Here is a 12,574-nt window from a genome sequence, read left to right as displayed (position 1 = left end):
ATGTCATCAAACTTGCCTGTGATTAATCTGATGGGGCCGACTGCCAGCGGCAAGACTGCGCTGGCATGTGAGTTATACGAACGTGGTCATTTTGAAATTATTTCAGTGGATTCAGCACTTATTTATCGAGATATGGATATTGGTACTGCTAAACCTACGCAAGAGGAGCAAGCACTTTATCCGCATCATCTGATTGATATTATTTCGCCGTTAGAGGTGTATTCTGCTGCCCAGTTTGTCGAAGATGCGAGTCGCTTGATTGATGACATTCACGCACGCGGTAAAACCCCGATTTTGGTGGGTGGAACGATGTTGTATTTCAAAGCATTGCTTGAAGGGCTTTCAGATCATTTACCTAATGCAGATGCACAGGTTAGAGCGGAAATTGAACAAAAAGCAAATGAGCAGGGTTGGCAAGCTGTTTATGAAGAATTAAAGCGGGTGGATCCACTTGCAGGAGAAAAGTTCAAAGTTTCAGATAAACAACGAATTATTCGGGCATTGGAAGTTTTTCGTTTAACTGGTCAGCCAATCACAAAATTACAAGCCGAACAGCCTAAAAATTTACCATATCGCTACATTTTTCATAATTATGCTTTACTCCCAGATCGAGTAGAATTACATCAGCGAATCGAACAAAGATTACGCAAAATGTGGGATATTGGTTTTTTAAATGAAGTGGAATACTTGATTGAAAAATACGATATTAATGACAATTTGCCCTCAATGCGATGTGTCGGCTATCGGCAAGCACTCGATTTTCTTCTAAAAAGTGACAAAAGTCACAAAAATAAGCTGGAGATGGAAGATAGAGCATTATTTTCGACACGACAACTTGCAAAACGTCAATACACTTGGTTACGATCTTTGCAAGAAACACACTGTTTTAAAACTTATTTAACGATAAAGCAAGCTCAAGAAGACTTGCGAAACTCTTATGGATAAAGCAAAATTTACATACTATCTTTTTTATAATTTTTAATTGAAAACTAAAGATGGTTTTTTGCGCTGATTTTTAATTTTTTTTGGAGTTATAACATGTCTAAAGGTCAAACTTTACAAGATCCGTTCTTAAATTCTCTCCGTAAAGAACGTATTCCTGTTTCTATTTTCCTTGTGAACGGTATCAAGCTACAGGGTCATATTGAATCTTTTGACCAATACGTGGTTCTATTAAAAAACACAGTAAGCCAAATGGTTTATAAGCATGCAATTTCTACAGTTGTTCCTGCTCGTAATCCACGTCCAGCTGGCGCTCCTGCAACAGCAGGTCAAGGTGGCGGCTTTGGCGGTGGTCAAGGTGGTGGCTTTGGCGGTGGTCAAGGTGGCGGCTTTGGCGGTGGTCAAGGCGGCGGCTTCGGTGGTCAAGGCGGCTTCGGTGGTCAAGGTGGTGGCTTCGGTGGTCAAGGCGGCTTCGGTGGTCAAGGCGGCTTCGGTGGTCAAGGTGGCTTTGGTGGTCAAGGTGGCGGCTTCGGTGGTCAAGGCGGCTTTGGTGGTGGTCAATCATCAGGCTTTGATGGCGATACAAAATTTGAAGATAATCAAGAAGACGAAAATAATCGTTAATTGATCATTTTAGAGAAGCCCCGATCTTAATCGGGGTTTTTTTATGTCAAGAAGTATGTGTACGATTAAATTTGAACAAGTTAAAATAAAAAAGCCAGCAATTGCTGGCTTTTTTATAAAATCAGGTTTTAAGATTTATTTTTCTGACTTTGTTCCTGAAGGGCTTTTTTATCCAGAGTTGGATCTTTGATTTCGACGTAGGCATTAGAACGTACTTCACGTAACCAACTATCCACTTCAGTATCAAACTGGCGTTCACCTAATATTTGACGCGCCATACGTTCTTGATATTCATGCGTCATATCCTGTTTACGGGTATCTTGTACCTGTAAAATATGCCAACCGAACTGAGTTTGAAATGGCTCGCTGATTTGACCCACAGGCGTATTCTTCATTTTTTCATCAAACTCAGGAACCATCATCCCAGGAGTTACCCAGCCTAAACTACCGCCATCACGAGCAGAACCTGGATCATTGGAAAAGGTGGCCGCTAAAGTTGCAAAATCTTCACCTGCTTTTAAGCGATTATATAAGCTTGTGATCATTTGTTTGGCATTTTCAGGGCTGACCACTTCAGAAGGTTGGATTAAGATATGGCGAGTTTTATATTGCTCCACCATCGCTTTTTGATCACTGGTTTTGCGGTCAAGTAGTTTTAATACATGAATTCCATCACGGACATTAATCAGTTCGGTGGTTTGACCTGTTTGTAAGGCACTTACACGCGCTGCCAGTTCCGCAGGAATATCGGCTAAGTCACGATAACCCATATCCGCACCTTCAACCTTGATATCTTTGGTTGAATAAGTCTTGCCAATGTTTGCAATATCATCGCTGCTATTTAAAGCGGTTTTAACTTCTTGAGCGACCTGATTGAGTTGTTGCGGATCTGCTTTGGCACCAGAAATACGTGCATGTAAGACATGAACCTGACTGCCTAACATGGCTTGACCCTGTGGGGATTTTAAAAAGTTGGCAACGTCTTGATCGCTAATTTTAATACGTGACATCACTTGTTGCTGACGTAAGCGACTGATGGCTAGATCTTCACCAATACGATCACGTAAGGATGCATAAGTTCCTGGCGCCATAGCATCCAACTTTTGCTGGAAAGCTTCAAGAGATTTGCTGCCAGATTGGTTTGCAACTTTAAGTACGGCTTCATTAAGCGCTTTTTCGTCAGGCTTGATTCCATAACGTTTCACTTGCTCAAGTTGGGCTTCACGTAAAATCAGTTGATCTAAAACTTGTAGCTGTAAGTATTGTTCAGGTGGAACTTCTTTTTTTTGCGCTTGCATTTGATGGGCTGCCTCAGCAACGCCTTGTTCTAAATCGCTCTTTAAAATGACACTATTGTCCACAATTGCAATCACTTCATCCGAAGGAGTTGCAGCAAAACTATGCATTGATGAAGAAACAACCGCTGCGAGGGCAGTTGCTTTAAATAACTGTTTTAAATACTTTGTCTTCATTAACGTTGTGTCCAAGATTGATTAGTTTCTTTAAAGCCTAAAACTCGATTTTCCATAATAGATGCAAGTTTGTTATTTACACCACCTAAGCCTTTCAGGGTAAGTTCGACCATAACCGCTTTTTTTACATTGACGTTTGGATCGTTTGGATTATCAAGGTCATTGTAATAAGAGCGTCCATAGACTGAAACGCCCCAACAGCATGATTCGTAATTTACACCGAGTAAATATTCACGCGCGACACTATTGTCAAGGTCGTATTGAACATGGCCCATAATACGCCAATTGTTATGGATAGGTTGTATAAAGGATGCAACCACCTGATCATAAGTATTTTGGCGATCTGGAATTTCTTTACGATAAAAATAGCCTAAGTTATACAGATTTCCTTTGTCACCTGTGTAGTACATTTGAAAATCACGTTGTGAATTCGTACCGTTTGACATCCATGCCGAATTTGCACCAATGGTAAAGTGCTGTGAAAGCTGGCTAGATAAACTCACCACAGGCCCTGTATTTTTTTCCGTGTCGCTTTCATCATTACTGATTAAAGTGACGCGTCTATCTTGAAAATAGTAGCTTTGTCCAACACTGGCGCGCAGGCGTTCTAAACCTTCTGGATCAAATAAACTATAACTTACGCCCAAAGACATAAAGTTATTATCTTCTAAACGGTCATGTCCATAGAAGCGATATGGGTTAAACAGTTGATCATAATTAATCGAAGCTGTAGTGGTGTCAAAGTTTGGATAATCTGTCTGATTTTTATACGGCGCATAGGCATAAAATGCTCTTGGCGTAATGGTTTGCAGGTATTTTCCATCTTTTTCAAAGGTTAAACCAGTATCCAGACTGAATTGCGGTACAACCACCGATTTATTTTTATCGTTTGGTGTTGCTCCACCTTCAGGATATAAAGCGTTGATGGTGTTTTCATCATAAAATGTATTAATGCTACGAACCGAGACTTCAGGAATGGCAAAAGCATAGGTGTTTCTAAAGTTATAACGTGCCGCGAATTGGTTATAGATTCGTGTACCACTTGGCTGAGTGCTATAGTTGTTAGTATCACTAATGTCTTTTTTGAAATATGCGGTGTCGTTATTAAACTCGTATTGTAACCCTAGAGGATTGCCCGTGACATAGTTTAGTAAAAACTGAGGCAGACGCGCATAAGGTCGGTCAATATCAGCTACGGTTTTATCTAGAGTCTGAAAGTCTTCAACTTTTAATTGAGCTTTTAAGCCAGGAATTTGATTTTTATAATTTAACACCCAGGCACGACGTAAATTTAAATCTGTCTTTGAATCAGGACTTGAGTTTAAGTCTGCCGTAAAGTCTTTATCTGATGCGTAATTGTATTCTAAGTTGGTTGACCAATAATCATTGATATCCCAATTATGTAAAAATTTTAAATCTTTACGGTCTTGATCATTATATTTTTTATCTTCAGGAAGATAAGCGCCAGAAATTTTACCCTCACCAAAGTTCTCGGTGATATATCTGAACTGACCTTCCAGCATCGTGCCACGATCAGCATAGTAGCGTGGCGTCACAGTTGCATCGTAGTTAGGCGCGAGATTAAGATAAACAGGAACGGCAAGTTCAAAACCTCCATCATTGGAGAAACCAAAGGTGGGGTTTAAAATCCCAGTAGTTCTACGATCATCAATCGGAAAGTTAAAATAAGGAACCGCCAATACAGGTACATCTTTGACGTAAAGTTTTGTGCCCTTGGTTATGCCCCGACCACTGTCCTGATCCAACTTGATTTCTTTGGCTTTAATTTGCCATGTTGGTTTTTCTTCAGGAGGACAGGTCGTGTAGGTCGCATCATTCAAAACCATCGTCGTCGGTGATGTACGATTGATCTGCTGTGCATGACCATGCGCATGCCGTTCCTCAGAAATGTAGAAACTATTATTTAAATCACCTGTTTGGGTCTTTAAATTGTAATTGATCTTGTCGCTCTGAGAAAGCAGACCGCCTTGTGCTAATTGTACGTGACCTTCAGCGTCAGCATAGGTTTGAGTCTGATCAATGGTGACTTTGTCGGCGCGAATAGATCGACCTTCCTGATCAATTACGACATTACCACTTAGCTGTGAATCGCCTTTGGGATTGTAATGTCCATAGTCGGCAGTCACCACAGAAGTCGCCTTTTCTGGATCTACGGCTTGAGCGGTTGGACTGATGGGAGTGATCCATGTACCTGTACAAAAGGCAGAGCTTAATGATTTTGTATCTCTGACCTGAGCTTCAGGTGCAGATTTATCTACATAATATTGCTCAAAAAATTCCTGACCAGGATAAGCTTTTTGAATGCTTTCCTTGAGCTGTTTATTATCAACGTTAGAAGCCGCATTATCCGACTCAGCATAACTTGATTGTATGGAGCCACCACATAAAAGTGTCAAAATAGCGGTCGCTAAAGGATTAAATTTAAACTGATGCTTCATTGTTTCATTAACCAAGTATGCTAATTCGCAATTAATTATTGTCGCATCATAGAGAAAAAGTTTATAAGTGGCTACACTTATGACTTCAAAATCTCAGCTAGTTTTAGATTTTATTGCAAATGAATACACAACGTGAACAATTGATACAATCATGGATTGCCTCTGCTTTGAATACTGAAGATTTTCAGGTTCACTTTTTAGCTGGAGATGCGAGTTTTAGACGCTATGCACGCGTCATTAACCAAAATAATACCTTTATGTTGATGGATGCGCCACCTGAAAAAGAAGATTGTGCTCCATTTGTGATGATTGATGAGTTTTTTGATCAGCATGGTGTACGTGTGCCACATATTATTGCTAAAAATCTGGAGCAGGGTTTTCTGCTACTTGAAGACTTTGGTGATGTGGTCTTATCAACTCTACTGAATGATGTCACGGTGGATCATTATTATCTACAAAGCTTTAAGCAACTGATTCAATTGCAATCGATTCAGGGTGAGGGACATTTCCCAGTCTATTCGCATGAAAAGTTACTGACCGAAATGAAGTTGCTGACAGATTGGATGCTGCCATCACTTCAAGTTATACCAAGCGCAGAACAGCAAACAGTTATCGATCAAACATTTAATTTATTGGCAAACACTGCGCTTGCGCAGCCTCAGGTGATTGTGCATCGGGATTTTCATAGTCGTAACTTGATGAAAATTGAAGGCGAAGAACAACTGGGTGTGATTGATTTTCAGGATGCGGTGGTCGGCGCAGATACCTATGATCTGATCTCGATTACGCGTGATGCGTATGTGCAGTGGAATGCAGATCGGGTTTATCGTTGGTTCCAGCTTTTTTATGATTTATTACCCGATGAAGCCAAGATCAATCGCAGTTTTGAACAATTTAAAAAAGAAGCGGACTTTATGGCGATACAGCGTCATATCAAAATTCTGGGAATTTTCGTCCGTTTATTTGAGCGAGATGGAAAATCGGGTTATCTCAAAGATTTGCCTCGTGTGATGTGGTATTTACTCGAAGAAAGCAAAGCTTATCCAGAACTGGATGCTTTTATGCAATTTATGCAGCAGACAGTCATGCCTAAGTTTATTGAAAAATATGGTCGTTATGAGGTAGCCGCCTAATGAAAGCTATGATTCTTGCTGCGGGCTTGGGTAATCGTATGCGTCCATTGACTTTGCATACACCGAAGCCTTTATTGCAAGTCGCTGAAAAACCTTTGATTGTTTGGCATATCGAAAAATTGAAAAAGATTGGTGTCACCGAGATCGTTATTAATACGGCATGGCTGGCTGATAAACTGGTAGATGCTTTAGGTGATGGCTCGCTTTTAGGTGTCAAAATCTTATGGTCACATGAGAGTGAAGGTTTGGAAACAGCGGGTGGCATTATCAATGCCTTGCCATTGTTGGGTGATGATCCTTTTATTTTGGTCAATGGTGATGTTTGGACAACGATGGATTTTGCATCGCTTTTAAAGGTCAAATTAATCGACGATTTAGCGCATTTAGTATTTGTGCCTAATCCTGTGCAACATCCGCAGGGTGATTTTGTGCTATCCAATGGCAAAGCTTATACTTTTGAGCAAGCGCAAATAGGTGAGGCTCTAACTTATAGTGGCGTGGCTGTTTTATCGCCCAAACTATTTGAAAATTTAGAACACGGTAAACGACCTTTAGCACCTTTATTGAAACAAGCCATGCTTAACGGCCAAGTGAGTGCTGAAAAAATGCAAGGTGTTTGGGTTGATGTGGGTACGCCTGAGCGATTAAATGAGCTAGATCAACACATTAAAGCAGGTTTATACATTTAACTGTGTAAACGCTAATCGTTGACCACTACTTTTGAGTAGAGAAATAGGTATACTGCAACTAACTTTTTAGAGATGTTCCACGGATATGCATCCTTTTTTCCACGAATTAAAACAGGGCAGTCAGGCTTTAGGTTTAGACCTGAGCGATGATGCTTTAAATCTGTTGTTGAAATATCAAGATGCATTGGTGCTCTGGAATAAAGCCTATAATCTCACGGCGATACGGGATCCAAAAGAAATGTTGGTGAAGCATTTATTGGATAGTCTAAGTATCTTAAAAGATTTACCTGAAGGTCGTTTACTCGATGTCGGTACAGGTGGCGGTATGCCAGGTATGATCATTGCATTATGTCAGCCAGAACGTTGCTGTGTATTGCTAGATTCAAATGGTAAAAAGATTCGATTTTTAAAACAGTTTATTGCAGATTTAAAATTAAACAATGTGATTGCTGTCCAAACACGTGTGGAAAATGAAGATTCGATTGGTGAATTGGGGCAATTCGATGTAATTACCAGTCGTGCATTTGCTTCACTGACTGATTTTGTCAATGCCGCACGGCCGTACATGCATCAAAGTAGTATCATCGCTGCGATGAAAGGTTTGGTTCCTTTAGAAGAAATGCAGCAAATGCAACATGAATTTTCGTGTCAGGTGATTGAGTTGCAAGTGCCGCGTTTAGATGAACAACGTCATTTGCTTTTACTTGAACAAAAACAATCTTAAATTGGGGTAACTATGGCTCAGATTATTGCAATAGCCAATCAAAAAGGCGGCGTAGGTAAAACCACGACCGCTGTGAATCTGGCTGCCTCATTGGCTGTATTAAAAAAACGCGTACTTTTAGTGGATATGGACTCACAGGGCAATGCCACTATGGGGTCTGGTGTGCAGAAAAATGATTTGCTGTATTCCATCACCGATGTATTGCTCGGTGAAGTTCCTGTCGAAACTGCAATCACAAAATCTGAAGTAGGTTATAAAGTGCTGGGTTCAAACCGTGAGCTTTCGGGTGTAGAGCTTGCGATTGCGGATCAGGAAGGGCGTGAATTTATTCTAAAAAAAGCGCTAGATAGTGTTCGTGATGCTTTTGATTATATCATCATCGACTGTGCGCCTAGTCTGAGTCTAATTACCGTTAACGCACTTGCTGCTGTAGATGGGGTTATGATTCCGATGCAATGTGAATATTATGCGCTCGAAGGTTTAGCCGATTTAACCCAGACCATTGATCGTATTCAACAGGCTTTGAATCCTGAGCTACAAATTATTGGTGTACTACGCACCATGTACGATGCACGTAATGCTTTGACTCGTGATGTTTCTGCTGAATTAGAACAATTTTTTGGCAAAAAACTCTATGATACGGTCATTCCGCGTAATGTTCGTCTTGCTGAAGCACCTGCACACGGTTTGCCGATTATTTATTTCGAGAAAAGCTCCAAAGGTGCAGTGGCTTATTTAAATTTGGCTGCTGAAATGTTGAAAAAAAGTAAAGTGAAAAAAGGGAGTCACGCATGACCACAAAAAAACGCGGATTGGCAAAAGGGCGTGGTCTGGATGCACTTCTCGGCTCTATTCAAAAAGAAAAGTTACAAATAGAAGCACAGGCGATTGATCATGGTCAGCTCAAACAGATTGATGTCAATCTACTGAAACGTGGGGAATACCAACCACGTCGCTTTATACAGGAACAAGACTTAAAAGAGCTTGCATCATCGATTGAAAAACATGGTGTGATGCAGCCGATTGTGATTCGTCCGATTGAGGATGAACAATATCCGTATGAAATCATTGCGGGTGAACGTCGTTGGCGCGCAGCACAATTGGCAGGTTTAAAAGAAATTCCTGCGATTGTCCGTGACTTGAATGATCAGGTAGCGATTGCATTGGCACTGATTGAAAACATTCAGCGTCAGGATCTCAATCCAATTGATCAAGCATTGGCTTTACAACGTTTTCACGACGAGTTTGGTTTAAGTCATCAAGAAATTGCAGAAACCGTGGGCAAAGCCCGTACCACGGTCAGTAATTTACTGCGTTTACTCAGTCTGGATGATGCCATCAAAAATCTGATGCAGGAAGGTCAATTGGATATGGGACATGCTCGGGCGATTTTGGCGTTAAAAGCCAAAGATCAAATGGCAGTCGCTAAAATTGTCATCGAAAAAAGTCTTTCAGTACGTCAAACAGAGCAACTGGTTCGTGAATGGAATGAGCCAAAACAAGACAAGCCTCAGGCTGTGATTTCGCCAGATATTGAGCAATTGACCCAAAAATTATCTGAACGTTTTGGTGCAAATGTAAAAATCGATCACAATAAACAAGGAAAAGGCAAACTGGTCATTCACTATCATTCACTTGATGAGTTAGATGGTATTTTAAATATTTGCTTAACCGATTAGTCTATGCTGACCTTTTAAATTTTTTGTAGTCATTGGGGAAGTACAGCATGTGGGAATTAGTTAAGGCAGGGGGCTGGTTGATGCTGCCCCTCATTCTATGTTCTATTTTTACTGTAGCGATTAGTATCGAACGTTTTATTCGCCTGAAACGATCAGCAGTTTTGCCAAGCGCCCTCATGTCTTCAAGTTCTCATTCGGTTGATCAGGTCATTGTGCAATTGCAGCAAAACCAAGCCTTGCAAACCAGTCCTTTGGGACGAATTTTAAAAGCTGGTATTGAAAACCAGAGTATGGGCGAGCAATTTGCTAAAGCACAAATGGAAGTTACCGCTTCTCAGGAAATTGGGTATCTGGAACGTAATATTAACTTTTTGGGAACGATGAGTGCTGTTGCGCCTTTACTTGGTCTTTTGGGTACAGTCGTTGGAATCATCGAATCCTTTCTAGTGATTGATATTGGATCGAGTAGTAGTCCAACTTTAATGATTCCTGGTATTTCTAAAGCGTTGATCACTACCGCTGTGGGGATGTTGATCGCAATTCCAGCGTTAATGGCGTATCGTTATTTTCAGCGTCTTGTACATGAATACATCGCGGAGCTTGAACAACAAGCGACTCTTTTTCATGCCGCACTTTTTTTCAAACCTTCACAGTCAAATGCATTTGAGCAACGTCGTGTAGGCTAGGGTGGGATATTATGAAATTTAAGCGCCCGCAAGTTGAAGATATTCATATCAATCTGACACCGATGATTGATTGTCTGCTGTTTATTTTGGTGTTTTTGTTGCTTTCTACGACCTTTGCACAAAATAGTCGAATTAATCTGACTTTACCCGATGCACAAGGGGTTCCACCAAAACAATACGATCAAAAAATCGAGGTCATGGTAGACTCTTCGGGGCATTACATGGTCAATGGTCAAGCTATTTCTAGTCAGAGTAGTTCTGATTTAAGTAGTGCAATTAAACAGGCGGCACATGATCGTCGTGATTTAATGTTTGTCATCGCTGCTGATGCCAAAGCGACGCATCAGGATGTGATTCGCGTGATGGATGTGGCAGGACAGCTTGGTTTTGTTAACATTAACATTAGTACAAAAGTTCCTTCCAGAGGTTTTACTGAGTGAAGCAAGATTTTAAGATTTATCTTCGTCTACTATCCTATCTAAAACCCTTTTGGGGCATTGCATTATTGGTATTGGTTGGTTTTGCGATCAATGCTGCAACTGAGGTGTCAGTTGCCAAGTTATTAAAATATATCATTGATGCAATTCAGGAAGGTAGTCGACAAAATCTTGATTGGTTTCCAGCACTTATAGTGTTGTTGGTTTTCTTTCGTGGTCTGGGCTTGTTCATGGGCAGTTATTTTACCGCTGTCATCTCACGCAGTTTGATCTTTAGTATCCGTCAGGATGTCTATGCAAAACTGTTGTGTTTGCCTTCACAATATTATCTGGATAATTCGTCAGGGCATATTACTGCCAAGATCATGTATAACGTAGAGCAACTCACGGCTGCATCTTCTGAATCGCTGACGACCATTGTTAAAGAGGGTTTTATTACCATTGGCTTATTGGGTTATCTTTTTTACTCGAACTGGCGTTTGACTCTGTGTATTCTAATTTTTATGCCTTTGATTGGTTTGCTTGTTCGTAAAGCATCTAAAAGAATGCGTAAACTTTCGATTCAAGTACAAAATACCATGGGTGATGTGAATCACGTGGTACAGGAAAGTATCAATGGTAATTCAGTGGTCAAAACCTTTAATGGCGAGGCCTCAGAACAACAGCGCTTTTATAAATCTTCTCAGGAAAACCTCAAACGTGGTTTGAAAATGGTGGTAGTTCAAAACATGAACTCGCCACTGGTACAATTGGTAATGGCATTTGCCATGAGTTTGATCGTCTGGTTGGCATTGCGTCCACAAATTTTGGGTAATACGACTGCGGGTGAGTTTGTGGCCTATATTACGGCTGCCGGCTTGCTCGCAAAGCCTATAAAAAATCTGACCGATGTTAATGAAAAGATACAACGCGGTATTGCAGCAGCTTATTCTGTTTTTGAATTATTGGATCTACCTGAAGAAAAAAATACAGGAACTTTGAAGCCTGAATTGAAAGGTAATATTCGTTTTGATCATGTGGGTCTGGTGTATAAATCAGATGTTCATGCCATTCAGGATTTTACGCTCAATATCAAATCAGGTGAAACGATTGCTTTGGTCGGGCGTTCTGGCGCAGGTAAAACTTCTTTGGTGAATTTGTTGGTGCGTTTTCAGGAAACGACTAGCGGTCAAATTTATCTGGACGATCTTCGTATTGAAGATATCGATTTACCAACTTTACGCCGTCAGGTTGCGATGGTGAATCAGCAAGTAGTGTTATTTAATCGTACAGTGCGCGAAAATATTGCGTATGGACAGCTTGAAGGTGCAAAAGAAGAGGATATTATCGCTGCGGCAAAAGCTGCTTATGCACATGATTTTATTATGAACTTACCACAAGGTTATGACACTGTTCTTGGCGCTCAGGGATTGAATCTATCGGGTGGTCAGCGTCAGCGTATCGCGATTGCCCGAGCGATCCTAAAAGATGCTCCGATTTTGATCTTGGATGAAGCGACAAGTGCACTGGATAATGAATCTGAGCATTTTATCCAAAAAGCTTTTGATCAGGCGATGCAGCAAGATCGTACCACCATTGTGATTGCACATCGTTTGTCAACGATTGAAAATGCAGATCGAATTGTGGTGATGGATAAAGGTCGTATTGTGGAGCAAGGTACACATTCGGAATTACTGGCTAAACAAGGCGCTTACTATCAATTACACCAGCGTAATTTCGAGGATTAGTC

12 protein-coding genes are annotated in these 12,574 nt (G+C 40.8%); 10 read left to right on the top strand and 2 right to left on the bottom strand.

Annotated elements, in window-relative coordinates; all coding sequences use genetic code 11:
• Window positions 1-945: a tRNA (adenosine(37)-N6)-dimethylallyltransferase MiaA gene (gene miaA, locus EGS47_RS17090; protein WP_005003948.1), complete on the top strand. Its 945-nt coding sequence runs from the start codon at window positions 1-3 to the stop codon at window positions 943-945.
• A gap of 93 nt (window positions 946-1,038) precedes the next feature.
• Window positions 1,039-1,566 carry an RNA chaperone Hfq gene (hfq, locus tag EGS47_RS17085; RefSeq protein WP_004989480.1) on the top strand — a complete coding sequence of 176 codons (528 nt, stop codon included), beginning with the start codon at window positions 1,039-1,041 and terminating at the stop codon, window positions 1,564-1,566.
• Between the two features lie 128 nt (window positions 1,567-1,694).
• On the opposite strand, the gene EGS47_RS17080 is transcribed toward hfq, so the two are convergent.
• The gene (locus EGS47_RS17080; RefSeq protein ID WP_004989478.1) at window positions 1,695-3,038 is read right to left on the bottom strand and encodes a peptidylprolyl isomerase; all 1,344 of its coding nucleotides are present in this window, start codon (window positions 3,036-3,038) and stop codon (window positions 1,695-1,697) included.
• Window positions 3,038-5,497, bottom strand: a complete 2,460-nt coding sequence (locus EGS47_RS17075) for an LPS-assembly protein LptD (RefSeq protein ID WP_005003952.1) — start codon at window positions 5,495-5,497, stop codon at window positions 3,038-3,040. Before EGS47_RS17075 ends, EGS47_RS17080 begins: the two co-directional genes overlap by 1 nt.
• Before the next feature lie 119 nt (window positions 5,498-5,616).
• Here EGS47_RS17075 and EGS47_RS17070 point away from each other — a divergent pair, with 119 nt between their 5' ends.
• The 8 genes from EGS47_RS17070 (at window position 5,617) to msbA (ending at window position 12,572) form a co-directional block, all read left to right on the top strand.
• Complete coding sequence (locus EGS47_RS17070; RefSeq protein WP_005003953.1) at window positions 5,617-6,630, top strand: aminoglycoside phosphotransferase family protein; 1,014 nt, start codon at window positions 5,617-5,619, stop codon at window positions 6,628-6,630.
• Complete coding sequence (gene murU / locus EGS47_RS17065; protein ID WP_005003955.1) at window positions 6,630-7,319, top strand: N-acetylmuramate alpha-1-phosphate uridylyltransferase MurU; 690 nt, start codon at window positions 6,630-6,632, stop codon at window positions 7,317-7,319. Before EGS47_RS17070 ends, murU begins: the two co-directional genes overlap by 1 nt.
• 85 nt (window positions 7,320-7,404) lie before the next feature.
• The gene (gene rsmG / locus EGS47_RS17060) at window positions 7,405-8,043 is read left to right on the top strand and encodes a 16S rRNA (guanine(527)-N(7))-methyltransferase RsmG (RefSeq protein ID WP_005003957.1); all 639 of its coding nucleotides are present in this window, start codon (window positions 7,405-7,407) and stop codon (window positions 8,041-8,043) included.
• 12 nt (window positions 8,044-8,055) lie between these two features.
• On the top strand, window positions 8,056-8,838 hold the full coding sequence (locus EGS47_RS17055; RefSeq protein WP_004997149.1) for a ParA family protein: 783 nt from the start codon (window positions 8,056-8,058) through the stop codon (window positions 8,836-8,838).
• The gene (locus tag EGS47_RS17050; RefSeq protein ID WP_005003960.1) at window positions 8,835-9,722 is read left to right on the top strand and encodes a ParB/RepB/Spo0J family partition protein; all 888 of its coding nucleotides are present in this window, start codon (window positions 8,835-8,837) and stop codon (window positions 9,720-9,722) included. Before EGS47_RS17055 ends, EGS47_RS17050 begins: the two co-directional genes overlap by 4 nt.
• 47 nt (window positions 9,723-9,769) lie before the next feature.
• Window positions 9,770-10,408, top strand: a complete 639-nt coding sequence (locus tag EGS47_RS17045) for a MotA/TolQ/ExbB proton channel family protein (protein ID WP_004989462.1) — start codon at window positions 9,770-9,772, stop codon at window positions 10,406-10,408.
• An 11-nt stretch (window positions 10,409-10,419) separates the two neighbouring features.
• The gene (locus EGS47_RS17040; RefSeq protein ID WP_004989460.1) at window positions 10,420-10,848 is read left to right on the top strand and encodes an ExbD/TolR family protein; all 429 of its coding nucleotides are present in this window, start codon (window positions 10,420-10,422) and stop codon (window positions 10,846-10,848) included.
• On the top strand, window positions 10,845-12,572 hold the full coding sequence (msbA, locus tag EGS47_RS17035) for a lipid A export permease/ATP-binding protein MsbA (protein WP_005003962.1): 1,728 nt from the start codon (window positions 10,845-10,847) through the stop codon (window positions 12,570-12,572). The genes EGS47_RS17040 and msbA overlap by 4 nt, the downstream gene beginning before the upstream one ends.
• Window positions 12,573-12,574: the final 2 nt, after the last annotated feature.

This window comes from Acinetobacter sp. FDAARGOS_515 (assembly GCF_003938865.1).
In the GTDB taxonomy this organism is placed as follows: domain Bacteria; phylum Pseudomonadota; class Gammaproteobacteria; order Pseudomonadales; family Moraxellaceae; genus Acinetobacter; species Acinetobacter ursingii.
This window is presented reverse-complemented; position numbering and strand designations above follow the sequence as displayed.

Coding starts and splice junctions, on each gene's coding strand:
- miaA (WP_005003948.1), top strand. CDS start 1: ATGTCATCAAACTTGCCTGTGATTAATCTGATGGGGCCGACTGCCAGC.
- hfq (WP_004989480.1), top strand. CDS start 1,039: ATGTCTAAAGGTCAAACTTTACAAGATCCGTTCTTAAATTCTCTCCGT.
- EGS47_RS17080 (WP_004989478.1), bottom strand. CDS start 3,038: ATGAAGACAAAGTATTTAAAACAGTTATTTAAAGCAACTGCCCTCGCA.
- EGS47_RS17075 (WP_005003952.1), bottom strand. CDS start 5,497: ATGAAGCATCAGTTTAAATTTAATCCTTTAGCGACCGCTATTTTGACA.
- EGS47_RS17070 (WP_005003953.1), top strand. CDS start 5,617: ATGAATACACAACGTGAACAATTGATACAATCATGGATTGCCTCTGCT.
- murU (WP_005003955.1), top strand. CDS start 6,630: ATGAAAGCTATGATTCTTGCTGCGGGCTTGGGTAATCGTATGCGTCCA.
- rsmG (WP_005003957.1), top strand. CDS start 7,405: ATGCATCCTTTTTTCCACGAATTAAAACAGGGCAGTCAGGCTTTAGGT.
- EGS47_RS17055 (WP_004997149.1), top strand. CDS start 8,056: ATGGCTCAGATTATTGCAATAGCCAATCAAAAAGGCGGCGTAGGTAAA.
- EGS47_RS17050 (WP_005003960.1), top strand. CDS start 8,835: ATGACCACAAAAAAACGCGGATTGGCAAAAGGGCGTGGTCTGGATGCA.
- EGS47_RS17045 (WP_004989462.1), top strand. CDS start 9,770: ATGTGGGAATTAGTTAAGGCAGGGGGCTGGTTGATGCTGCCCCTCATT.
- EGS47_RS17040 (WP_004989460.1), top strand. CDS start 10,420: ATGAAATTTAAGCGCCCGCAAGTTGAAGATATTCATATCAATCTGACA.